Origin of the sequence: Sphingomonas mesophila (assembly GCF_003499275.1) — a bacterium.
GTDB classification, from domain to species: domain Bacteria; phylum Pseudomonadota; class Alphaproteobacteria; order Sphingomonadales; family Sphingomonadaceae; genus Sphingomicrobium; species Sphingomicrobium mesophilum.
This window is the reverse complement of the sequence record NZ_QWDF01000001.1, coordinates 1,447,885-1,470,383: the sequence shown is the minus strand read 5'-3', so window position 1 is coordinate 1,470,383 and position 22,499 is coordinate 1,447,885. Positions and strand designations below refer to the sequence as shown.

At 68.0% G+C, this 22,499-nt stretch carries 18 protein-coding genes; 7 read left to right on the top strand and 11 right to left on the bottom strand.

The genetic code is table 11. The annotated features are described in order from the left end of the window. Positions 1-40 precede the first annotated feature (40 nt). The 3 genes from gstA to D0Z60_RS07410 form a co-directional block, all read right to left on the bottom strand. Positions 41-673 carry a glutathione transferase GstA gene (gstA, locus tag D0Z60_RS07420; RefSeq protein WP_205421044.1) on the bottom strand — a complete coding sequence of 211 codons (633 nt, stop codon included), beginning with the start codon at positions 671-673 and terminating at the stop codon, positions 41-43. A gap of 24 nt (positions 674-697) precedes the next feature. Continuing rightward, positions 698-2,200 (bottom strand): CoA-acylating methylmalonate-semialdehyde dehydrogenase, encoded by a 1,503-nt coding sequence (locus D0Z60_RS07415; protein ID WP_118857653.1) that lies wholly within the window; start codon positions 2,198-2,200, stop codon positions 698-700. Positions 2,201-2,271: 71 nt separating this feature from the next. Further along, positions 2,272-3,075 (bottom strand): hypothetical protein, encoded by an 804-nt coding sequence (locus D0Z60_RS07410; protein ID WP_118857652.1) that lies wholly within the window; start codon positions 3,073-3,075, stop codon positions 2,272-2,274. Positions 3,076-3,167: 92 nt separating this feature from the next. Here D0Z60_RS07410 and D0Z60_RS07405 point away from each other — a divergent pair, with 92 nt between their 5' ends. The 4 genes from D0Z60_RS07405 to D0Z60_RS07390 all read left to right on the top strand — a co-directional run bounded on the left by D0Z60_RS07405 (position 3,168) and on the right by D0Z60_RS07390 (position 7,969). After that, on the top strand, positions 3,168-4,616 hold the full coding sequence (locus D0Z60_RS07405; protein ID WP_118857651.1) for a M20/M25/M40 family metallo-hydrolase: 1,449 nt from the start codon (positions 3,168-3,170) through the stop codon (positions 4,614-4,616). 145 nt (positions 4,617-4,761) lie between these two features. Further along, positions 4,762-5,025, top strand: a complete 264-nt coding sequence (locus D0Z60_RS07400) for a DksA/TraR family C4-type zinc finger protein (RefSeq protein WP_118857650.1) — start codon at positions 4,762-4,764, stop codon at positions 5,023-5,025. Positions 5,026-5,164: 139 nt separating this feature from the next. Beyond that, on the top strand, positions 5,165-7,384 hold the full coding sequence (gene rnr / locus D0Z60_RS07395; protein WP_118857649.1) for a ribonuclease R: 2,220 nt from the start codon (positions 5,165-5,167) through the stop codon (positions 7,382-7,384). Between the two features lie 9 nt (positions 7,385-7,393). After that, positions 7,394-7,969, top strand: a complete 576-nt coding sequence (locus D0Z60_RS07390) for an NADPH-dependent FMN reductase (RefSeq protein ID WP_118857648.1) — start codon at positions 7,394-7,396, stop codon at positions 7,967-7,969. On the opposite strand, the gene D0Z60_RS07385 is transcribed toward D0Z60_RS07390, so the two are convergent. Both D0Z60_RS07385 and dcd read right to left on the bottom strand, forming a co-directional pair. After that, positions 7,966-9,177 carry a kynureninase gene (locus D0Z60_RS07385; protein ID WP_118857647.1) on the bottom strand — a complete coding sequence of 404 codons (1,212 nt, stop codon included), beginning with the start codon at positions 9,175-9,177 and terminating at the stop codon, positions 7,966-7,968. The genes D0Z60_RS07390 and D0Z60_RS07385 overlap by 4 nt on opposite strands. Next, positions 9,174-9,728, bottom strand: coding sequence for a dCTP deaminase (gene dcd, locus D0Z60_RS07380; protein WP_118857646.1), 555 nt, complete (start codon positions 9,726-9,728; stop codon positions 9,174-9,176). The genes D0Z60_RS07385 and dcd overlap by 4 nt, the downstream gene beginning before the upstream one ends. Positions 9,729-9,911: 183 nt before the next feature. Here dcd and D0Z60_RS07375 point away from each other — a divergent pair, with 183 nt between their 5' ends. Beyond that, positions 9,912-11,405, top strand: a complete 1,494-nt coding sequence (locus D0Z60_RS07375; protein WP_118858487.1) for a replicative DNA helicase — start codon at positions 9,912-9,914, stop codon at positions 11,403-11,405. Between the two features lie 291 nt (positions 11,406-11,696). Here the strand turns inward: D0Z60_RS07375 and D0Z60_RS07370 are convergent, their stop codons facing one another. Then, on the bottom strand, positions 11,697-12,602 hold the full coding sequence (locus tag D0Z60_RS07370) for an outer membrane protein (RefSeq protein WP_162888140.1): 906 nt from the start codon (positions 12,600-12,602) through the stop codon (positions 11,697-11,699). Between the two features lie 390 nt (positions 12,603-12,992). Between D0Z60_RS07370 and D0Z60_RS07365 the strand changes: the two genes are divergently transcribed. Further along, positions 12,993-14,369, top strand: coding sequence for a L,D-transpeptidase family protein (locus D0Z60_RS07365; protein WP_162888139.1), 1,377 nt, complete (start codon positions 12,993-12,995; stop codon positions 14,367-14,369). Position 14,370: 1 nt separating this feature from the next. Here D0Z60_RS07365 and astD read toward each other — a convergent pair whose 3' ends face one another. Next, positions 14,371-15,807 carry a succinylglutamate-semialdehyde dehydrogenase gene (gene astD / locus D0Z60_RS07360; RefSeq protein ID WP_118857643.1) on the bottom strand — a complete coding sequence of 479 codons (1,437 nt, stop codon included), beginning with the start codon at positions 15,805-15,807 and terminating at the stop codon, positions 14,371-14,373. After that, positions 15,804-17,192 carry a protein adenylyltransferase SelO family protein gene (locus tag D0Z60_RS07355; protein ID WP_118857642.1) on the bottom strand — a complete coding sequence of 463 codons (1,389 nt, stop codon included), beginning with the start codon at positions 17,190-17,192 and terminating at the stop codon, positions 15,804-15,806. Before D0Z60_RS07355 ends, astD begins: the two co-directional genes overlap by 4 nt. 50 nt (positions 17,193-17,242) lie before the next feature. Between D0Z60_RS07355 and D0Z60_RS07350 the strand changes: the two genes are divergently transcribed. Further along, a complete protein-coding gene (locus tag D0Z60_RS07350) occupies positions 17,243-18,115 on the top strand; it encodes an alpha/beta fold hydrolase (RefSeq protein WP_118857641.1) in 873 nt (290 codons plus the stop codon). On the opposite strand, the gene D0Z60_RS07345 is transcribed toward D0Z60_RS07350, so the two are convergent. The 3 genes from D0Z60_RS07345 to D0Z60_RS07335 are packed head-to-tail and all read right to left on the bottom strand — an operon-like array spanning position 18,112 to position 22,360. After that, complete coding sequence (locus tag D0Z60_RS07345) at positions 18,112-18,708, bottom strand: SCO family protein (protein WP_118857640.1); 597 nt, start codon at positions 18,706-18,708, stop codon at positions 18,112-18,114. The two genes, D0Z60_RS07350 and D0Z60_RS07345, sit on opposite strands and share 4 nt — an antisense overlap. Next, entirely contained in the window at positions 18,705-19,130 is a 426-nt protein-coding gene (locus D0Z60_RS07340) for a copper chaperone PCu(A)C (protein WP_118857639.1), read from the bottom strand. The genes D0Z60_RS07345 and D0Z60_RS07340 overlap by 4 nt, the downstream gene beginning before the upstream one ends. A 50-nt stretch (positions 19,131-19,180) precedes the next feature. Beyond that, positions 19,181-22,360, bottom strand: coding sequence for a DUF3857 domain-containing protein (locus D0Z60_RS07335; protein ID WP_162888138.1), 3,180 nt, complete (start codon positions 22,358-22,360; stop codon positions 19,181-19,183). Positions 22,361-22,499 lie beyond the last annotated feature (139 nt).

Below are 22,499 nucleotides of genomic sequence, written 5' to 3'. Positions count from 1 at the left end.
CAGCGAAAGCTGGATTGCTTCGCTGCGCTCGCAATGACGCTTAGGAGGCCGTCTCTTCCTTCAGCGACCCCTCGAAGCGGAGCACGTGGCGGACCGACGGCCGCTCCGCGAACATGGCGCGGAACTCCGCCAGCCGCGGCCATTTCTCCAGCCCGATCATCTTCTCGGCCCAGCCGAGGATGACGAACAGATAGACGTCCGGAAGCGTCGCCTCCTCGCCCATCACATAGGGCCCGGCGAACTGCTTTTCGACATAGTCGAAGCGCTGCTCGACGGTCTTCTTTGCGAACGCCTTCACCTCGTCGCCGGCGTCCGGCTTGAACAGGGGCGCGAAGCTCTTGTGCAGCTCGGTGGTGATATAGTTCAGCCACTCGAGCACGCGGTAGCGGCGGAAGTCGCCCAGCGGCGGAAGCCACTCGCCGAGGTTGGTGCGGTCGCCGAGATATTGCAGGATCACCGCATTCTCGGTCAGCACCTCGCCATTGTCGAGCTCGAGCACCGGCACCGACCCCTTGGGGTTGATCGCGGCGAAGTCGGCGCCGTCCTCGGTCCGCTTCGCCTTGAGGTCGACCCGGATCGCATCGTGGCTGAGGCCGGTTTCGTGGAGGATGATGTGCGGCGCCTGACTGCACGCGCCGGGGGCGTAATAGAGCTTCATGGCGTCGTAACGCATGGGCCGCCGAGCGGTGCCGCGCGATCACGCCATCGTCGGGATGACGAACGCCTCGCGGTGATCTCCCGCCGCCGAGCCGTCCGGCCAACGCTGGGTGACCGTCTTGACCCGGGTCCAGAACTTCACGCCCTCCATGCCGTGCTGGTTGGTGTCGCCGAACCCGCTGCGCTTCCACCCGCCGAAGGTGTGGTAGGCGACCGGCACCGGGATCGGCACGTTGACCCCGACCATGCCGACATTGACCCGCGCCGCGAATTCGCGCGCGGCGTGGCCGTTGCGGGTGAAGATCGCCACGCCATTGCCGTACTGGTGCTCGCTCGGCAGTCGCACCGCTTCCTCGAAAGTCTCGGCGCGGACCATCTGCAGTACCGGGCCGAAAATCTCGTCCTGGTAGCTTCGGAAGCTCGGCTTCACATGGTCGAAGAAGGTCGGGCCGACGAAAAAGCCCTTCTCGTGCCCCTGCAGCGTGAAGCCGCGTCCGTCGACCACCAGCTCGCCGCCCTCGTCGGCGCACATCTGGATGTAATTCTCGACCCGTTCCTTGTGCGCTTCGTTGACCACCGGCCCGTAATGCGCCTCGGGGTCGGTCGAGATGCCGACCTTCAATGCCTCGATCGCGGGAATGAGCTTTTCGCGCAGCGCGTCGGCGGTGTCGTCGCCGACCGGCACCACCACCGGCAGCGCCATGCAGCGCTCGCCGGCCGATCCGAACGCCGCCCCGGCCAGGTCGCCGACCACCTGGTCGAGGTCGGCGTCGGGCAGCACGATGCCGTGGTTCTTGGCCCCGCCGAACGCCTGCACCCTTTTGCCCGCCGCCACTCCGCGTGAATAGATGTACTGCGCGATGTCGGACGAACCGACGAAGCTGACGCCCTTGATCTCGGGATGGTCGAGGATCGCGTCGACCATCTCCTTGTCGCCATGGACGACGTTGAGGATTCCGTCGGGTAGCCCCGCTTCCTTCATCAGCTCGGCCAGCCGCACCGGCACGCTAGGATCGCGCTCGCTCGGCTTGAGGATGAACGCATTGCCGCAGGCGATCGCCGGTCCGAACATCCACATCGGGATCATCGCCGGGAAGTTGAACGGGGTAATCCCGGCGCCGATCCCAAGCGGCTGGCGCATCGAATAGACGTCGATCCCGGGCCCCGCGCCCATCGTATATTCGCCCTTCAGCGCATGGGGAATTCCGCAGCAGAACTCGATCACCTCGAGCCCGCGCTGGATGTCGCCCTTGGCGTCGGCGATGACCTTGCCGTGCTCGCTCGCCAGCATCTCGGCCAGCGCATCCATGTTGCGCTCGACCAAATCCTTGAACGCGAACATCACCCGCGCCCGGCGCTGCGGATTGGTCGCCGCCCACGCCGGCTGCGCCGCCAGCGCCGCGTCGATCGCCCGGTCCAGCGTCTCGCTGGTCCCAAGTCGCACCTCGGCCTGCACCTCGCCCTGCGACGGGTTCCACACCTGGCCCGTCCGCCCGCCATGATCGACGCTCGAACCGTTGATGAAATGGGCGATGCTACGCACGGGGCACTCTCCTGGGATGCGGTTTCGCCGCGCTCCCTAGACCCTCGGCTGGGCCATTTCTAGGCGCTGCGTCACGCCTTCGGGCAGGCGCTGTAATGGCCGCGCAGCAAGGCGTCCCACGCCGCCCGGCCGCCGCTCTGGCTGCGCTCGAGCCGAAGGCGGAAGTCGGTCATTCCGGGATGGTTTGGAACGCTCGCCTCGGCCTCGATTACTGTTCCGGTCTCGGGATCGGTCCACAGTGTCCCACTGCCCGGTCGGCCGGCAACGAAGTGGAGGTCGAAGCGCCGCGCGGGCCGGCCGCCGCGCTGTTCGATCCCGCGGTGCGCGGCATGGATGGTCGCCATGTGGGTGAGAAAGTCCGCACTCTCCGGCCACACCAAGGCGAAGGCGAAAGTGAAATCCGCCGCCGGCCGCCGCTCCTGGAGGTAGACGTTGAGGTCGCCGAGATCATAGTCGAACAGGAACCACGGCATGCCCGCCGGAAGCGTCGCGGTGTCGCCCATTCGCCCCGCCGGCAGGTCGACCCACGCCGAAACCGTCCGCGTCGCCGGGTCGAGGTCGATGCGCCCGAAGCGTGTCTGGCTGCCGTCGCGCGCGACCTTGCCGGCGTCGAGCCCGCGCGCCTCCCAGGTCGCCGGATCGAATTGCGCCGTGACATAGGCCGCGGTGGTGCACTTCCCGACCCATTTATAGACCGCGACCTCGTCTCGGCGCGGACGAAAATGGACGACATTCTCGGCTTCCGTCCCGTCGCGGTTCGAGCGCACATAATGGTGAATCGCCCCGTCGACCGCGCGCGCTCCGCTTGGGCCGACCGGCGGCGGCACCGCGCAACCGGCGGCGAGTAGGGCGAGGCAGGACACACGAAATCGCATGCCGAGCCAGTAGCTGTATTAGTCGAGCAATACAATCGCGGGCTTGGCGCGGCGGCCGCGGCGTGCTGTCGTGCGCGGCAAGGAGATGTGCGATGCGTAGACCGTTGCTGCCGTTCATTTTGGCCCTGATCGCCGCGCCCGCCGCCGCCGCGACGCCCGAGCAGAAGCTGACCGAGTGGAGCGGGCCGGTCGACGCCAAGCGGATGAAGGCGAGCGTCGAGAAGCTGGTGAGCTTCGGCACCCGCCACACCCTCTCCTCGCAGACCGACCCCAAGCGCGGGATCGGGGCCGCGCTGCGCTGGACCGAAGGCGAGTTCCGCAAGCTCGGTCTCGAGACCAGCCAGGTCTGCGACACGGTCACCGGCCGCCGCATTCCCACCCCAACGCGGGTGTGCAACGCGGTCGCCATCCAGCGCGGCAGCGAGCGGCCGAACGATGTGGTGATCATCACCGGCCACATCGACAGCCGCGTGTCGGACGTGATGGACTTTACCAAGGACGCGCCCGGCGCCAACGACGACGCCAGCGGCACTGCCGCGGTGCTCGAGGCGGCGCGCGTGCTCTCCAAGCGCAAATTTCCCGGCACCATCGTCTACGCGGCGCTGTCCGGCGAAGAGCAGGGCCTTCACGGCGGCAAGATCATGGCCGACTACGCTCGGGCGCAGGGTTGGAACGTCATCGCCAACCTCAACAACGACATCATCGGCAACAGCTGCGGCAGCGACGGCGTGTGCGACGCCAAGACCGTCCGCGTCTTCTCCGAAGGCCCGCGCTGGCAGGGCAGGGAGGCGCTCGCCGCGCAGCAGCGCAGCCTCGGCGGCGAGAACGACAGCCCGTCGCGCAACCTGTCGCGCTTCCTCGACAGTCTCGCCGAGCGCCTGCCCGCGATCGGCCTCGACGTGCGACAAATCTGGCGCAACGACCGCTTCGGCCGCGGCGGCGACCACACAGAGTTTCTCAACGCCGGCTATCCCGCCGTCCGCTTCTCGGTCGCGGTCGAGGATTACGACCACCAGCACCAGGATCTGCGCGTCGAGAACGGCGTCACATACGGCGAGACCATCGACGAGATGGATTTCGCCTACCTGGCGAAAGTCACCCGCCTGAACGTCGCGGCGCTCGCCGCGATCGCCAGCGCCCCGCCGCCGCCCGAGCCGAGCGTCGAGGGCGCGGTCAGCACGGACACGACCGTGAAATGGGTCGGATTTGCTCCGCCGCCGATCTCCCCGGGCAGGAAGATGAGCAATCCCCGTCGGTTGGTCACCTTCGTGACCCGATGGCGCAAAACCGACAGCAACAGGTGGGAGCGAGAAAGCCGACAGGAGGAATGCGTTTCCCTCCTCATCGGCATTCGACTCCCCGATGGTCGTATCGGTGGCCAGCCGCCGGCCTGTGAAATCGTCCTCAAAGGCATCCGCATCGACGACTGGGTGTTCGGCGTGTCCTCGGTCAGCGCCGACGGCTTCGAAAGCCCGGTCGCCAGCGCCGTCCCCGGCGGCGCCTTCAAGCCCTACGTCACGCCGCCGCCGCCCAAGCCGTGACGCACGCCAACCCCGCTCATCCTGAGTAGCCGCGAAGCGGCGTGTCGAAGGACGTGCTTCGATACGGGCCTGCGGCCCTACTCAGTATGAGCGGGCAGGGAACGGAATGGCGCGCTCCGGCTTTCCGCCCACAAGGAGCATTCCCATGGCCGGTGGATGGACCCGCGACGGCGCGGTGCAGGACCAGATCGACGATACGGTGAAGGACGCCGTACTGCGCGCCCGAGCGCTCACCCCTCAGGGGGAAAGCGCGGAGGAATGCGACGATTGCGGCGAGCCGATCCCGCCCAAGCGCCGCGCCGCGCTGCCCGGCGTGCGCACTTGCATCGCCTGCCAGTCGGTCCGCGACCAGGCGGTCCAGCACTCGACCATCAACCGCCGCGGCTCGAAGGACAGCCAGCTTCGATAATTTGCACACAGGGTTGAACTTTTCCGCTCATCCTGAGTAGCCGCTGAGCCTGCCGAAGCGGCGTATCGAAGGACCGGCCTTCGATACGGGCCTTCGGCTTCGCTCAGTCCCTACTCAGGATGAGCGGGTCAGGAGCGAATTGCCTAAGAAAACCACCACCGGCCTGCCGACCCGCAAGCAGATCCTCGATTTCATCGCCACCAGCGACCAGCCCGCCGGCAAGCGCGAGATCGCGCGCGCCTTCGCGCTCCACGGCCACGACAAGATCGCGCTCAAGGCTCTTTTGAAGGACATGGCCGACGAGGGACTGATCGACAGCGCCCCCGGCCGGGCCTTCCACAAGATGGGCGGGGTTCCGAAAGTGACCGTGCTGCGCGTCGCCTCGATCGACGACGGCGAGGTGTGGGCGATCCCCGAGCAGTGGCACGCCGAAACGCCCGCGCCCAAGATCCGCGTACTCGAGCGTGGCCGCCGCTCGGCGCTGGCGCTCAACGACCGGATCCTGGCGCGCACCGAGGAGCGCGGCCGCGGCCATGTCGCGCATGTCATGAAGAAGCTGCAGCGCTCGGCCGACCTCGTGCTCGGCGTGGTCCGGCTCGAGGGCGAGCGCCACTTCCTCACCCCGGTCGACAAGCGCGAGCGGCGCGAGTTCGCCATCTCCGATCTCGGCGACGCGCAGCCCGGCGACCTCGTCCTCGCCGAACCGTCGGGCCGCCCGCCGCGGGTGACGGCGCGGGTCGACGCCGTGCTCGGCGACCCGTTCGCCCCGCGCAGCTTCTCGATGATCGCGATCCACAAGCACGGCCTGCGCGACACCTTCGGCGACGAGACCATCGCCGAAGCCAAGCGAGTCGCCGGCCTGCCGCTTGGCGAGGAGCGCGAGGATCTCACCCATTTGCCGATCGTCGCCATCGACCCCGAGGACGCGCGCGACCATGACGACGCAATCTGGGCGCGGGCCCGCGACGACGGCGACGGCTGGGACGCGATCGTCGCCATCGCCGACGTAAGCTTCTACGTCCGCCCCGGCAGCTCGCTCGACAAGGAAGCCCGCGCCCGCGGCAACAGCGTCTATTTCCCCGACCGGGTCGTGCCGATGCTGCCGCACGAATTGTCGAGCGACATCTGCTCGCTGAAGGAAGGCCAGCCCCGCGCCGCGCTCGCCTGCCACCTCCACGTCGGCAAGGACGGAGCACTCAACAGCTGGCGGTTTGCCCGTGCCAAGATTTGTGTCTCGGCAAACATTGCCTACGAGAATGCCCAGGCGGCAATGGATGGGACGGCTGGTCTCGTCGATCCTCACTTGGTCGAAAGTGCGCTCAAGCCCCTCTGGGACTGCTGGCGCGCCCTCCTTGCCGCGCGGGAAAAGCGCGAGCCACTCGAGCTCGACCTGCCCGAGCGCCGCGTTGTGCTCGACGAGAAGGGCCGGATCATGTCGGTCGCGCCGCGCGAGCGGCTCGATGCGCACCGACTGGTCGAGGATTACATGATCGCCGCCAACGTCGCCGCCGCCAAGGCGCTCGAGCGCAAGAAGGCGCCGGTGATGTACCGCGTCCATGAGGCGCCGAGCCGCGAGAAACTGGTCGCATTGAAGGATTATCTCGCCACCTTCGATCTCGAATTCGCGCTCGGCCAGGTCATCCGCCCGGCGACCTTCAACCGCATCATCGCGCGCGTCGGCCCCGATCACGACGGCCGCGCGGAGATCATGGAGCAATTGCTGCGCACCCAGATGCAGGCGCGCTATTCGCCCGAGACGCTCGGCCATTTCGGCCTGTCGCTGGGCGCCTACGCCCACTTCACCTCGCCCATCCGCCGCTACGCCGACCTGCTCGTCCACCGCGCCCTCGTCAGCGCCTACCAGCTGGGCGAGGGCGGACTCCCGGCCGAGGACGCCACCCGCTTCGAGGAGATCGGGGTCCACATCTCGATGCTCGAGCGGCGCGCGATGGAGGCCGAGCGCGAAACTGTCGACCGCTATGTCGCCGCCTTCCTCGCCGACCGGGTCGGGCAGATCCTCAACTGCCGGATCACCGGAGTCCAGCCGTTCGGCTTCTTCGCCACCGTGCTCGATCTCGGCGGCGACGGGCTGGTACCGGCGGCGATCCTCGGCAACGAATATTTCCGCTACGACGAAAAGGCCCAGACCCTGGTCGGCGAGGTGAGCGGCGAAACCTATCGCATGGGCCAGAAGCTCGAGCTCAAGCTGGCCGAGGCCAATCCCGCCTCGGGCGCGCTGCGGTTCGAGCTGCCCGAGGGCAAGTTCGCCGGACCCGACCGCCAGCGCCGCGACCGCGTGCGCACCGCCCCGCGCCGCGGCCGTCCGGGCAACATCCGCCACCAGGGCCGCCGCCGTTAGGAGACCAGCATGAAGCGCTTCTCGATCGCCATCGTCTGCGGCTCGCTGCGCAGGGACAGCATCAACCGCAAGATCGCCCGCTCAATGTGCGCGCTCGGGGGCGAGCGGCTCGATTGCCGAATCGTCGAGATCGGCGATCTGGCCCTGTTCAACCAGGACCTCGAGGGCGAGCCGCCCGAGGCGTGGGTCCGTTTCCGGCGCGAGATCGTCGCCGCCGACGGCGTGCTGTTCGTCAGCCCCGAATATAATCGCTCGATCCCCGGTGCGCTCAAGAACGCGCTCGACGTCGGCTCGCGGCCCTATGGCCAGAGCGTGTGGAGCAAGAAGCCGGCGGCGATCGTCACCGCCTCGCCCGGCGCGATCGGCGGGTTCGGCGCCAACCACCAGATCCGCCAGGCCTGCGTGTTCCTTGACATGCCGGTGATGCAGCACCCCGAAGCCTATCTCGGCCAGGTCAAGGACGAGGCGTTTGGCGCCGACGGCCTGCTCGTTGACGGACCGTTGAAGGAGCTGGTTGGCAAGCTCGCCGCGGCCTTCGCCGACTGGGTCGAGCTGATCGACAAGAACCAGTCCGAGCTGGCCTAGGTCACCTTCTGCCGGGTGAGGAAGCGCGGCTGGTTCCATTCGCCGCTGGCGAGGATCTCGCCCAGCGCCTCGGCCGCCGCAACGACGTCGGCGAAGCTGTTGTACAGCGGCGCGAAGCCGAAACGCATCAAATCGGGCGGCCGGAAGTCGCCAATCACGCCGCGTGCGATCAGCGCCTGCATCACCGCATAGCCTTGCGGGTGCGGCACGACGACATGGCTTCCGCGGCGCCCCCGGTCGGCCTGCCAGCCAAGATCGATTCCGGTCCGCGCTGTCACCTCGGCGATGAACACTTCCGCCAGCCTGCGCCCCTTGGCCTCCACGTCTTCGATCGCCACGCCGTCGAACGTGTCGAGCCCGCACTCGAGCGCCGCCAGTGCGAGGATCGACGGCGTGCCGGACAGGAAGCGGTCGATGCCAGGGGCAGGGGCATAGTCCGCCGCGAAGTCGAACGGCCGGGCATGGCCCATCCAACCCTGGATCGGCGATCGCAGCCGCTCCTGCAGATGCCGCGCGACATAAAGGAACGCCGGCGCCCCCGGCCCGCCGTTGAGGAATTTGTAGCCGCAGCCCACCGCCAGGTCGCAGCCGCTGCCATTGAGGACGACCGCGATTGCCCCGGCGCTGTGCGACAAGTCGATCACGCTGAGCGCTCCCGCGGCGTGCGCTGCCTCGTTCAGGCGCACCAGGTCGACGCGCTCGCCGCTGCGATAATCGACATGGCTGGCGAGCACCGCCGCCACCGTGCCGTCGAGTTTCTGCTCGTGTAGCGGCCCATCCACGCTTCGCAGCCCCACTCCGGGCAGCAGCCGGGCGAGCCCCTCGGCGACATAAAGATCGGTCGGGAATTCCGCCGTTCGAGCGACGATCGTCCGCCGCTCCGGCTCCAGCGCCAGCGCCGCGCCGAGCGCCTTGAACAGGCACACCGAGGTCGAATCGGCGATAATCAGCTCGTCCGGCTCGGCCCCGACGATCGGCGCCAGCTTGGCCGCCACCCGCTTCGGCCAGTCGATCCAGCCGTGCGCGTTCCAGCTGCCGATGAGGTCCGCGCCCCATTGTTCCTCGGCCACCAGCCGCAGCCGCGCCGGCGTCGCCGCGGGCAGCGCGCCGAGGCTGTTGCCATCGAGATAGATTTTGCCCGCCGGCAGCCAGAACCGCGTCCCGCAGTGCGCCAGCGGGTCGGCTGCATCGAGGTCGGCCGGGGTCACAGGCGCGGCAGGGTCACTCCGCGCTGGCCCATATATTTGCCGGCGCGGTCCTTGTAGCTGGTCTCGCACCGCTCGTTCCCTTTCAGGAACAGGAATTGGCACGCGCCCTCGTTGGCGTAGATCCGCGCTGGAAGCGGCGTGGTGTTGCTGAACTCCAGCGTCACATGCCCCTCCCAGCCCGGCTCGAGCGGGGTGACGTTGACGATGATTCCGCACCGCGCATAAGTCGACTTGCCGAGGCAGATCACCAGCACGTCCTCGGGCACCCGGAAATATTCCACCGTGCGCGCCAGCGCGAAGCTGTTGGGCGGGATAATGCAGATATCGGTCTTGCGGTCGACGAAGCTGTTGGCCGCGAAATCCTTCGGGTCGACGATGGCATTGTCGACATTGGTGAAGATCTTGAACTCGTCGGCCACTCGCGCGTCATAGCCGTAGGACGACAAACCGTAGCTGATCACGCCGTCGCGCCGCTGCGCCTCGACGAACGGCTCGATCATGCCGCCGCTCTGCGCAGCCTCGCGAATCCAGCGGTCGGAAAGGATGCTCATGCGATTGGGCTAGCCGCCGCCGCGGCGCGCTTCAATTTGTCGGTTATGTTTTTCTGTGGACGGCTCCGGCGCGCGATTGCGGCGCCCCGTCGCAAGGCGCGCGCCAGACGCTCCACAATCCATCCACAGCCGTGCTACTTTGTTCTCGCTTGTCTGGGTGAGGGGTAGGGCTAAGCGATGGCCATGGCCGAAATCGTTCGAATCGCCGGCGCTGCCGAGACCCCCGCCGAGCCGCAGTCGCTCCCCCGCAACATCGAGGCCGAGGCCGCCCTGCTGGGCGCGCTGATGATCGACAACCGGCTCGTCGAGGATGTCCAGCTCAAGCTTCGCTCGGAGCATTTCTTCGAGCCGCTGCACGGACGGATCTACGATTCGATCCTGCGCATGACCGACAAGAACATGGTCGCCAACCCGGTCACGCTGAAGCCGATGTTCGAGGCGGACGAGGCGATCAAGGAGGTCGGCGGCGCGTCTTATCTCGCCCAGCTGACGGGCTCCGGAGCAGCGGTCATCGGCGCGCGCGATTTCGCCCAGCAGATTTACGACCTCGCCTTGCTGCGCGCGCTGGTCGGGGTCGGCCGCGACATGGTCGAGGGCGCGCTCGACACGTCGGAGGATGTTGCTCCGCTCGAGCAGATCGAACGCGCGGAGGTCGAGCTCTACCGGGTCGCCGAACAGGGCGGCACCGAGGGCAAGGCCAAGAGCTTCGGCGAGGCGACCAAGCTCGCCGTCGAAATGGCCGAGAAGGCGCTCAACAGCGGCGGCCATCTGTCGGGCATCACCACCGGGCTCGACTCCCTGAACGGCAAGATCGGCGGGATGCACAAGAGCGACCTCATCATCGTCGCCGGGCGTCCCGGCATGGGCAAGTCGGCGCTCGGCACCAACATCGCCTTCTCCGCCGCGCGCCGCTTCGTGCGCGATGTCGAGGACGGCATCGATCCAGCCAAGTCGGTCGGCGCCCCGACCGCCATCTTCAGCCTCGAAATGTCGGCCGACCAGCTCGCCACGCGTATCCTCGCCGAGGAGAGCGGGATCAGCTCCGAGAACCTGCGCATGGGCAAGATCAGCCAGCAGGAGTTCCGCGGCCTCGCCCGAGCCGCCGCCGAGCTCCAGAGCCTGCCCTTGTACATCGACGACACGCCCGGCCTGACGATCGCCGCGCTGCGCGCCCGCGCCCGCCGCCTCAAGCGCCAGAAGGGCATCGGCTTCATCGTTATCGACTATCTCCAACTGCTCCAAGGCTCGGGGAAGGGCAGCTCGGCCGACAACCGCGTGCAGGAGATCTCGGAGATCAGCCGCGGTTTGAAGCAGCTCGCCAAGGAGCTCGACGTGCCGGTCATGGCCCTCTCTCAGCTCAGCCGCGCGGTCGAGCAGCGCGAGGACAAGCGCCCGCAGCTGTCCGACCTGCGCGAGTCCGGCTCGATCGAGCAGGACGCCGACATGGTCTGGTTCATCTACCGCGGCGACTATTATCTCGCCTCGAAGCAGCCGGCCGACGACCATCCCGACTTCGCCGCCTGGCAGGAGGAGATGCAGCGGATCTACGGCCAGGCCGAAGTGATCATCGCCAAGCAGCGCCACGGCGCGACCGGCAAGGTGCGCATGAAGTTTGACAGCCGTATCACCAAGTTCAGCGATCTGGCCGACGAGGGCTATCTGCCCGAGCAGCGATAGGGGAGCGCCCGCCCCTGGACCGGGCGGGCGTGGGGCGGATGAGGGCGCTGGAAGTTCCCCCTTCCGGCGCCCTCATTTGCATTCGAGGCGCCGAGCTTAGCCGCGTGGGCGAAGCGAACACCGCTGAGCGAGAGAGACGTCGAGCGCGGCCGACCGGTCGCGAAGCGAACCGGATCGACGGCGCGGATTCACTTCGCGCCGGCGCTCTGAGAGACGACCTTGCCACTCAACCCAAAAAGAAAGGCCGGCCACCCGAAGGTGACCGGCCCAATCTTTCCGTCAGCCTAAAGCTTAGCCGCGCTCGGGTTCCGGCGGCGGCGGCGGCGGCGGCGGCGGAGGCGGGCACGCCTCGGTCGCCAGGATCACCGAACCGTCCGGGCAGGTCTGGGTCGCCGGAGCCGGGGGCGGCGGCGGGGGAGGCGGCGGCGGCGGGGGCGGGGGCGGCGGAGCCGCTTCGACCGCGCCGAAGTTCAAGATCAGGCTCGCCAGCAGGCTGTGCGAGCGGAACTTCTCGGTGAATTCCGGCTGCACGGCCGAATCGCCATATTCGCCGCCAGCCAGGACGGTGTCCTGAAGGCTGACATGGCCGGTCTGGAAGTAGCGATACTTGACACCCAGGTCGAGCCAGTCAGTGACGCCGAAGCGCGCACCGGCGATCAGCTGATAGGCCCAGGCGCTGTCGTCGTCGCTGAAGCCCTTGACCCGGGCGCGGCCGATGCCGCCGCCCGCGTAAAGCGCGAGGCGATCGCCGATGCTGAAGTCACCGAGCAGGTTGAACATCGCCGAGTAGACGCGGATCTTGTCGTCCAGGCGGCTGTCGTTGGCGAGGTTGGCGGCGGTGAGGTCGGCGTCGTTATAGTCGTTGAGGTCCTCGATCAGGACCGCCGAGACGTCGACGTCGTCGGCCTTGGCGCGCTTGTAGCCAAGCTCGACTTCGGCGCGGACGAAACCGAAGTCGTATCCGGCGATCGCATCGATATCCATGCCCTGGTCGTAGCCGAAGCCGAGAGCATCCTCGTAAAGCTCGACCTCGTCGCCGGCGAAATCGCCGTCGAACGCGACCAACACGTTGCCGTCGTTATCCTTCGGCCACATCACGCCGCCTTCGAGGCCGATATATCCGGCGCCGTCGCGGGCATAGGCCGGAGCGGCCACCATTGCGGAGACTGCAGCTGCCCCCAGGAGAATCCTACGCATTTGTTGCTCCCTTGCTTGAATCGTCCGAGCTTGAACTCTGGCAGCAGGCATAAAGGCGTCGAACCGAAACTGCATCATCCTAAAGCGCGCACCGGGGCATTTGCTCGACCGTTGTTGCCGAAGCGCAACATATTCCGACAAACCATTTGGGGTGCCGCCTCAGATCGCTGGACAGGTCAGGAATCGCCCGTTTTCCGGCCCTTGCGGTCCATCTCCAAACCGCTCCGGCCAGCGCCTCATTCGACCGTTGTTCAGCTTGGCGGGGCTAGACGGCAGGTCGTCAGTCGGGCTGGCGTACCCCTCGCGGGGCGCGGCAAGGGATTGATGGGGCTCGCTAATTCCGGCACATGCGAAGCTCGTTCGACCAAAGCCGGGGATGAAGGGGAGATGATGCGCGGTTCTGCGATCCTGATGAGCGCGGTGGCGTCGCTGTCGCTGTTCTCCGCGCCCGCCGAGGCCAAGAAGCGCCAGTCGCCGCCGCCTCCGGTTCCGGTCCGTCCGGCCCCGATCCTCGCCTTGCCGAGCTCGGCCAATGCCGTGACCGTCAATTATTTCTACGAGCGCCGGCAGGAAGCGCCGATCTGGTTCTCCGGCGCCGGCGGCGCCCAGGCGATTGCCGACCTGCTCACCATCCTGCGCCGCTCGGCGATCGACGGCCTTCCCCAGGGCCCGCAATATGCCGCCCAGGTCGAGGCGATGGTCCTCGCCGCCCAGTCCGGCGACGCGGTCGCCCGCAACACCGCCGAACGCGCGCTGAGCACCGCCTGGGTCGATTATGTCCAGGCCCTCCAGCGGCCCTCGACCAACGTCATCTGGGGCGATCCCTATCTGGTGCTCAAGCCGAGCGCTCCGGACCGTATCCTCACCTTGCTTGGGGCGGCGCCGTCGATCGGCCAGCACGTCGCGACCGTCGCCGCGGTCAATCCCTATTACGCCGCGCTGCGCGATGTCGCTTTGACCGAGCAGTCGGCGGGCGGCGTGTCCGACGCGGTCAAGCTCAACCTCGAGCGCGCCCGGATCCTGCCCGGCAATGGCAAGTACATCCTCGTCAACAGCGCCGAACAGCGCCTCCACATGATGGAAGGCGGCCGCTCGGTCGGCTCGATGAAGGTCGTCGTCGGCGATCCCAAGCCGCCGATGCTGCTGCCGACGCCGATCATCGCCAGCACCATGCACTACGCGATCGCCAATCCGTACTGGCACGTCCCGCCGCATCTCATCCGCAAGTTCGCGCCCGACATCGCCAAGAATCCGGCCGCCTACATGAAGAGCAAGGACTATGAGGTGCTGTCGGACTTCAGCAAGAACCCGCAGATTCTCTCGCCGACTTCGGTCGACTGGAAAGCGGTCGCCGCGGGTACGGAAAAAGTCATCCTGCGCAAGCGCCCGGGCGGCACCAATTCGATGGGTAAGATGAAATTCCCGTTCCCCAATCGCGAAGGCATCTTCCTCCATGATTCCCCGGAGCGGGTGCATTTCGGCAAGGAAAACCGCAACATCTCCAACGGCTGCATTCGCGTCGAGGATTATCGCCGGCTGGCGCAATGGCTGTTCGGCCGCGACGTCGCTGCGACCTCGAACGAACCCGAGCAGCACCTCCAGCTTCCCAAGGGCGTGCCGGTCTATTCGACCTATCTGACGATGATCCCCGGTCCGGCCGGGATGGAGCGCTTCGCCGACCGCTACGGCTGGGACCGTCCGGGCGCGATGGCCGGCGGGCTGCCGGCGACGGCCGGCGGGGTCCAGGCCGGCGGGTCGCCCAACTAGGTCAGTCGGTGGGGGTCAGGTCGGAAACCGGGTCGCGCAGCCCCTGCGCGATCGCGGCCCGCGCCACTTCGCTTTCGCTCGAGGTCACCGGATAGGCGCAATAGTCGGCCGCGTAGAACGCGCTCGGCCGGTGGTTGCCGCTCATCCCGACCCCGCCGAACGGCGCGTTCGACGGTGCCCCGTTGGTCGGCTTGTTCCAATTGATCACGCCGGCGCGGACATTGGCCCAATATTTGTCGTAGAGCTGCGGGCTGCCCCCGATCAGGCTCGCCGCCAGCCCAAATCGCGTCGCGTTGGCTTCGTCGATCGCCGCGTCGAAATCCTTGACCCGGATCATCTGCAGCACCGGCCCGAACAATTCCTCGTCGGCGCGGTCCTTGACGTCGGTCACGTCGATCAGCGCCGGAGTCAGATAGGGCCGCTCCTCCCACGGCCGGTCGAGCCGGCGGATTGGCCGCGCGCCCTTCATCATCAGATCGAGATAGCGTTCCTGAAGATGGTCGGCCGCGGCGACGTCGATCAGCGGCCCCATGAACGGCTGCGGGTCGGCGTGCGGGTGATCGACGATGATGCGGTCGATGAGCTTGACGATCGCCTCGACCAGCGGCCCCTCGGCGCCGTCCTCGACGATCAGCCGCCGCGCCGCGGTGCAGCGCTGGCCGGCCGAGAGATAGGCCGACTGGACGATCATCGTCGCCGCCGTGTCGAGGTCGGCGACGTCCCACGCGACGATCGGATTGTTGCCGCCAAGCTCGAGCGCGAGGATCTTGTGCGGCGTCTCCGCGAACTGGCGGTGAAGCGCCATTCCGGCGCCCGCCGATCCGGTGAACAGCAGCCCGTCGATGCCCTCTTGAGCCGCCAGCGCCTTGCCTTCCGCGGGACCGCCGATCAGCAGCCGAACGACGCCTTCGGGGATCCCCGCCGCGTGTAGGCATTCGACCAGCATCGCGCCGGTCGCCGGGGTCTTCTCCGACGGCTTGAACACCACCGCATTGCCGGCGATCAGCGCCGGCACGATGTGGCCGTTGGGCAAATGCGCCGGGAAATTGTACGGCCCCAGCACCGCCAGCACGCCGTGCGGCTTGTGGCGCACCGCGACCTTGCTGCCGAGCGCCGCCTCGACCTTCCGCGACGGCGTGCGCTCGAGATAGGCGTTGGCCGAAATCTCGACCTTGGCGATGACCGAGGCGATCTCGGTGCGCGCTTCCCAGAACGGCTTGCCGGTCTCGCGCGCGATCAAATCGGCGAACGCCTGCTCGCGGCTGCGCACCTCGTTGGCGAAGCGGCGCAGCGCCTCGATCCGGAACGCCAGGCTGTGCGCCGCCCATTCCGGCCACGCCTCGCGCGCCGCGGCGACTTCGGCCCCGGCGTCGCCCGGGGCCCCGCGCCAGATTTCCACGCCGGTCGCCGGCTCGGTCGAGATGATCATGCTGCTCACAGGGTCTCCGGCTCGGCGTCCTTTGCGGCCTCGCCCGGCGAAGCGCAAGGCGGCGTCATGGCGGCACCCATCCGCCGGATCGCCGCGACCTTGGCCTCGAACGCCGACCAATCGTCGTCCTCCGCGATCCGCGCCCAGATCGCCTCGACTTCGTCGATAGGCATCGAGCACAGCTCGGAGTCTGTGCCGAGAGAGACCGCCCCCTTCAGCTTGTCGGCCAGTACCCGGAACGGCTTGCCCGCATAAATCGCGCCACCGGGGTCGCGCCCGCCGTGCCAGTCGAAGAACAAGCGATCGATCGTCACATCCCGCGTCCGCAGCGCCGCCAGCAGCGCCCCGACCAGCTCCAGGTCCTCCGCTTCCCCGCGCGACCCGACGCCCAGCCGGCGCAGCAGGGCGGCGACCAGCGCGTCCTGGAACAACGCCGGCCAGCGGTCGAGCTCGGCCTTGAGCGCGTCGGGCGGCGCGATCAGCGACAGCGCTCCTGCCAGTTGCGCCACGTCCCAGTGGATCGCCTCGGGCTGGCGGCCGAATGCGTACAGCCCGCCCTGGTCGAAATAGGCCGCGACGAACTCCTCGTCCCAGTCCGGCGCGAACCGCCACGGGCCGTAATCGAAGCTCTCGCCGGTGACGTTGATATTGTCGCTGTTGAGCACGCCATGGACGAACCCGGCGGCGAGGTAGGACGCCGCCAGCCGCGCCGTCCGCGCGCACACCAGTTCGAGCAGCCGCACCGGCGCGTCGCCCGCCTCGCCATACAGATGCGTCAAGCAATAACGGGTCAGCGCGCGCAGCCCGTCCGCGTCCTTGAAGAATGCCAGGCGCTGGAAGGTGCCGATGCGGATATGGCCGTGGCTCAGGCGGGTCAGCACCGCCGATCGCGTCGGCGAGGGCTCGTCATTGCGCTGAAGCGCTTCCCCGGTCTCGAACAGCGCAAAGGTCCGCGACGTCTCGACCCCCAGCGCCTCGAGCATTTCGCTCGCCAGCACCTCGCGCACCGCGCCCTTCAGGGTCAGCCGGCCGTCGCCGAACCGGCTGTACGGCGTTTGCCCGCTGCCCTTGGTGCCGAGGTCGAGCAGCCGCCCGCGCGCGTCGCGCAGCTGCGCGAACAAAAAGCCTCGGCCGTCGCCGATGTCGGGATTGTAGTGGCGGAACTGGTGCCCGTGATATCTGAGCGCCAGCGGCCGCTCGAGATTTCCGGGCAGGGGCTCGAACCGCTGGAAATGCCGCTCCCATTCCGCGCCATCGAGCTCGAGCCCGACCTCCGCCGCCGCCCGTCGGTTGAGGAAGCGCGGGATCGCCGCCGGAAACCGCGCCGGCTCGACCGCATCATAGAAACTGTCGCCAAGCTCGAGGATGCGCGGGTCGGGCCGATAGTCGGTCATCGCCGCGCTATCTGGTGTGCCGGCAGGCGTTCGGCTAGGCCCGCCGCCGAATGACCCAGCCTCCCGCGTACGCCGATCGCTACTGGACCAGCGTCGACGGCCTCAAGCTCCACTACCGCGACTATGCCGGCCCGCACGAGCGCCCGCCTGTGCTGTGCCTGCCCGGTCTGACCCGCAACGCCGCCGATTTCGAGCCGGTCGCGGCGCGCTTCGCCGGCGAGTGGCGGGTGATCGCGGTCGACTTCCGCGGCCGCGGCGCGAGCGACAACGACCCGTTCCCGGCCAACTACCGCCCCGCGACCTATGTCGCCGATCTGATGAAGCTGCTTGATCAATTGGGCATCGCCGACGCGGTGTTCGTCGGCACCTCGCTCGGCGGGCTGGTGACGATGCTGCTCGCGTCGAGCGATTCCGAGCGCATCGCCGGCGCGCTGCTCAACGACGTCGGGCCCGAGCTCGACCCCGCCGGACTGGTGCGCATTGCCACCTATGTCGGCAAGCCCGCGACCTACCCCAGCTTCGCCGCGGCGGTCGACGCGCTGGCGGCGCGCAACGCCGCCATCCATCCCGATTTCGATCGTTCTGATTGGGAGAGGTTCGTCGCCCGGCTGCTACGCGGCGACGACCGCGCCGGCTGGACCTACGCCTACGACATGCGCATCGCCGACAATTTCACCGCCCCGGCCGACCCCGGCCAGTTCGACGGCTGGGGCTATCTCGATGCGCTCGGCGGCCGCGCGGTGACCATCCTGCGCGGCGAACTGTCCGACCTGCTCACCGCCGCAACCGCGCAAAAGATGTACGCCCGCCTCGAAGATTGCGAGCTGGTCACCGTGCCGCGCGTCGGCCACGCCCCGACTTTTGACGAGCCCGAGAGCCTCGCCGCGCTTGATCGCCTGCTGGAGCGCGTGCTGGCCGCCTAGGCCGCGGTGATGTTGCGCAATTTCTGGAGCGCGGGCGGATCGCCTTCCTCCATCGCGATCGTCCCGCCGAACCGCCCGTCGCCGTCGAACAGCAGCACCGCCGAACTATGGTCGACGCTGTAATTGCCGTCCGCGCCCGGCGCTTTCTTGGCGTAAATCCCGAACGAGCGGGTCACCTCCGCGATCTGCTGCGGGCTGCCGGTCAGCGCCGTCACCGGAGCGTCGAACAGCCCGACATATTTCTTGAGCTCGGCCGGCGTGTCGCGCTCGGGATCCACCGTCACCAGCAGGATTCGCAGCGCCTTGCCGTCGTCGCCCAGCTGCCCGCGCAGCCGCGCCAGCCTGGCCAGCGTGTTGGGGCAGACGTCGGGGCAATGGGTGAAGCCGAAGAACATCACATAAGGCGTGCCCGCCAGCGACCGGCTGTCGAAGCTCTTGCCGTCCTGGTCGGTCAGCACGAACGGCTTGCCCAGCTCCATCGGCGCGACCTCGCCGGTGCCGCTCGGCGCCGGGCGCAGCAGCAAGAACGCTCCGGCGACCGCGGCCAGCGCCACCAGTCCCCACAGGACGTTGCGGATCAGCCGCAGGTTCATCGCCGATGCTCCATTCCGCCCGGCCCGGTGACCCGGGCGTCGACCTTCACCGCGCCGGCCTTCTCGAACCGGAAAGTCAGCGGCAGCCGCCCGCCCGGCGCCTCGATCCGGCCCATCGCCATGCCGTGCGCGCCCCCGCTTTTCAGCTCCAGCTGCCCGCCCGCCGGAACGTCGAGCGCGGCGACCGAGCGCATCCGCATCACGCCGCCGTCGTTGCTGGTCTGGTGGAGCGAGATCGGCACCCGTCCGTCGACTTCGATCCCGACCAGCCGGTCGCCCGACCCGCCGTCATTCGCCACGATGCCATACACCGCCGCGCTGTCCGGCCCGGCGGCGACCACCGCATCGCGCACCGCAACGCGCGGGGCGGAATCGCAGGCATTGAGGGCGAGGGCGGCGGCGAGCAGCAAGGGGCGGCGCATGGCCGCGCTCTAGCGGCTCGCGGCCGCCTTCGGAAGAGTGCGCACGCCGGTCAGCGGCGCTTGAGCTCCAGGCCCATCGCGCGATAATCCTCGCGCACCCGGTTGCTCATGGCGATCGCAGCCTTCGCATCGCTCGCCGAGCGCGCCGTGTCGCCCTTGCGCTCCCACGCCAGGGCACGGCCGAACAGCGCCGACGCGAACTCGCCCGACACCGCGATTGCCGAACTGTAGGCGGCAATCGCCTCGTCCAATCGGCCCAGCCGCAGCAGGACCAGCCCGCGGCTATCGAGGATCGCGGGGCTCTTCGGGTCGAGCTTCAACGCCAGGTCGCAATCGATCAGCGCCGACTCGAGCGCAACTCCGGCCGTCGCCTTGGCCCAGCAGGCGCTGTTCAGGCGCGACGAGCTCTGCTCCCCCTCGGCCCGAACGAACGCGAAATCGGCATCCGCGCGCACCGTCTGGCCGAGCTGCGTGTGCGCGATCCCCCGCTTCACCCGGACGTCCAGATCGGTCGGATCGACCTTCAGCGACGCCTCGTAGCGCGCGAGCGCGCCGCGATAGTCCTTCTGCTCGGCCAGCAGGTCGCCCATCATCGCGATCGCGACCGTGTCTTCCGAATCCAGCTTCAGCGCCTGTTCGATGTCGCCCCGGCGGCCGGCGACATCGGATTTGGGACGGGTCTCGGCGCGGTTGAGATAGACGTAGCTCTCGGGCTCCAGATTCAGCGCCAGCTCGAACGCCCGGTCGACCTGGGCGGTCCGGCCGTAGGCGGCATAGGTCTTGGCGGCCGCGACATAGCCGAACGGATCCTTCAGCTTCAGCCTGAGCAGTTCGTCCGCCTCGGCCAGCACCGCCTTCTCGTTCTGCTGCCGCTTGTAGAGGTTAATCCTGAGCAGCCGGGCGCCGGCGTCGTTGGGAAGGATCCGGGTGACTTCGAGCGTGTCGGCGATCGCCCGCTCGATGTCGCCGCTGCGCCGGTACAGGTCGGCCCGCGCCATCAGGAACCGCGTTTCGTCCGGATGCTTGGCCAGCATTGTGCTGGTCGCCGCGATCGCCGCCTTCCAATCCCCCTTGGCGGCCGCTTCGGTCGCCGTGATGATGTCGGTCAGCGGCGTTTTCGACCCCAGCTTGATCGCCGTTTCGAAGTCGGCCCGGGCGCCGGCGATGTCCTTCAATTGGAGCTTCGCCATCCCGCGCGCTTCATAGGCATCGATGCTCTTGGGATCGGCCTTCACCGCGCCGTCGAACTCGTCGACCGCTTCGTCCAGCCGCCCGCTCAACACCAGCGCGCTGCCCTTGACGAGGAAGTCGCCGAGGCTCGACGACGTCCGCTCGATGATCGCCTGCGCTTCCTTCCTCGAAGGGGTGGAAATCGCGACATAATAGCTCATGTCGTCGAGCTTGCGCAGCTCGGCCTCGGCCGCCATCGCCTCGGCGTGCGGGATTTCCGGGACGAGGGTCTGGGCCGTGCTTTCGATGCGGAACAGATTGCCGGTCTTGCTCATGGTCCGCCGGTAACGTCGGCCGGCCAGGGTCCGGTCGATCGGCTCGTCGTCGTCGAGGCCGTACAGCGCCAGCGAGTCCGGCACGACGATGGTCTGGACGGACCTCGTGTACGTCGGGTGGGGGACCGCGAACGGCGCTTTGTCATGCTTGCCAGGCTCGCGCTCGAAGTCGGGCTCGAACCCCGGCGTCGGCACGTCCACTTCATAGCGCCCGCCGTGCAGCTCGAGCTTCATGCTGCCCTCGGCGATCAGCCGATACTCGGCCTTGTCGCGGTCGAAGACGCCGCTCGCGCTGGCGACCGTGAAGTCGCCGAACCGCTCCTTCCAATATTCCTTGAGCGCCTTGTCTCGGGCGTTTGCCGGAATCGCCGCCATGACCGCATTGAATCCGATCGCCATGTTGCCGCGAAACGTCCGTTCGATCCGGGTCGGCGCGGGCGCGCTGCCCCCGGCGCTGGCATCGATCGCAATCGTCGTGTCGGTGTCCGGACGGGCCAGCGGCCCGGGCTGGATCCGGACCAGATGTGCGTTTGCAACGAGGGGCAAGCCCCAGTCGAAGGCCGGCGTCGTCAGCAGGTCGATGCCGGCATCGCCGCTTCGCGTCGCATCCAGCCAATAATCCCTGGCGGCGATCCTGGCCCGAACGATCACATGGTCGAATTGGGTGATCGTCGGAAGGCGCTCGTCGAGTCCGTCGCCCGCCGTCGACGAGACCAGGACCGGATCGGCGGCAATTCCCAATTCCCGCAGGATCGCGACCAGCAGCGCCGTCTTGGCCTTGCAGTCGCCGTAGCGCCGCTCCCACGTGTCGGCTGCATTGGCGGGCACATAATTGCCCTGGCCCATCGCGATGTTGACGTAGCGCACCTTGTCTTCGACCAGCGCGAGCGCCGCGGACGCCTGGGTCCGCGGGTCGTTCGAACTCCTGCGGATCTTCTCGACCTCGCTGCGGAGCGGTCCGGCGGCGGGAATGACGCTTGCCCGGTCGAACAGCGGTCGGAACATGTCCGACAGGTCGTTCCAGCCGGCGAAGGCGGTGAATTCGGCGCGGCGGCCGAGGTGGTAACGCGTCGGCGCGCCGTTGGGCGGACTGTAGACCGCCGGCTCGCTCATCCGCCACTCGAGCGATTTCCAGCCTGCGTTCTCGGCCACCGCCGGTCCGGGCAGTTCGTAAAAGCGGTGGCGAAGCGGCAGATCGCTCGGCCATTCGACCTTCAGCCGAAGCAGTTTGGCGGACGCGTCGTTGGCGATCGGCGCGATATATTCGGCGTGACGCCCCATCACCGGATCGGTCGCCTCGAGCGTCATCGACAACACGATCGTGTCGCCGACCCGCAGGTCGTCCGGCTGCATCACCGCCGTCAGCTGGCCGTCCAGCGTTGCCTGCTCGAGGTTGGTTTCACGCCGGAGGAGTTCGAACTTCTTCCCGCTTTTCAGGAGGTCGATCTCCTTCCCGTCGCGCAAGATCGACGCGCGATGGACGTTGAGCTCGTCCTTGTCCGGTCGCCATTGGACGGTGATGACCCCGGCGGCGAGGCCCTCGGGAGCGAGGAACTTCATCGCGACATTCGAATGGACGGATGTCTTCCCCGGCTCGACCCGCACCTGTTGCGAGTAGAGCAGCGGGCGAATCGCCGGTCCGTCTTTGGCCGGCCCGGCCTCGGGGATCTGCGTCCGCTCGGCCCATGCCGGCGCCGGCTTGAAGCCGATTTGGTCGCCCGCCATGGCCGACGACGAAGCGCCCACCAGAAGCGCCGCGAATAACGAGAATCTACGCATCACACCCCCCAATGTGACTCGCATTCCTAACAGCCCGCGCGGCCGGTGCAATTGCTTGATGTTTCGGGCTTATCGGGGGAACAGC

Coding starts and splice junctions, on each gene's coding strand:
- D0Z60_RS07405 (WP_118857651.1), top strand. CDS start 3,168: ATGCGTAGACCGTTGCTGCCGTTCATTTTGGCCCTGATCGCCGCGCCC.
- D0Z60_RS07410 (WP_118857652.1), bottom strand. CDS start 3,075: ATGCGATTTCGTGTGTCCTGCCTCGCCCTACTCGCCGCCGGTTGCGCG.
- D0Z60_RS07350 (WP_118857641.1), top strand. CDS start 17,243: ATGACCCAGCCTCCCGCGTACGCCGATCGCTACTGGACCAGCGTCGAC.
- gstA (WP_205421044.1), bottom strand. CDS start 673: ATGCGTTACGACGCCATGAAGCTCTATTACGCCCCCGGCGCGTGCAGT.
- D0Z60_RS07345 (WP_118857640.1), bottom strand. CDS start 18,708: ATGAACCTGCGGCTGATCCGCAACGTCCTGTGGGGACTGGTGGCGCTG.
- D0Z60_RS07335 (WP_162888138.1), bottom strand. CDS start 22,360: ATGGCGGGCGACCAAATCGGCTTCAAGCCGGCGCCGGCATGGGCCGAG.
- D0Z60_RS07375 (WP_118858487.1), top strand. CDS start 9,912: ATGGCCGAAATCGTTCGAATCGCCGGCGCTGCCGAGACCCCCGCCGAG.
- D0Z60_RS07365 (WP_162888139.1), top strand. CDS start 12,993: ATGCGCGGTTCTGCGATCCTGATGAGCGCGGTGGCGTCGCTGTCGCTG.
- D0Z60_RS07390 (WP_118857648.1), top strand. CDS start 7,394: ATGAAGCGCTTCTCGATCGCCATCGTCTGCGGCTCGCTGCGCAGGGAC.
- D0Z60_RS07340 (WP_118857639.1), bottom strand. CDS start 19,130: ATGCGCCGCCCCTTGCTGCTCGCCGCCGCCCTCGCCCTCAATGCCTGC.
- dcd (WP_118857646.1), bottom strand. CDS start 9,728: ATGAGCATCCTTTCCGACCGCTGGATTCGCGAGGCTGCGCAGAGCGGC.
- D0Z60_RS07355 (WP_118857642.1), bottom strand. CDS start 17,192: ATGACCGACTATCGGCCCGACCCGCGCATCCTCGAGCTTGGCGACAGT.
- D0Z60_RS07370 (WP_162888140.1), bottom strand. CDS start 12,602: ATGCGTAGGATTCTCCTGGGGGCAGCTGCAGTCTCCGCAATGGTGGCC.
- D0Z60_RS07400 (WP_118857650.1), top strand. CDS start 4,762: ATGGCCGGTGGATGGACCCGCGACGGCGCGGTGCAGGACCAGATCGAC.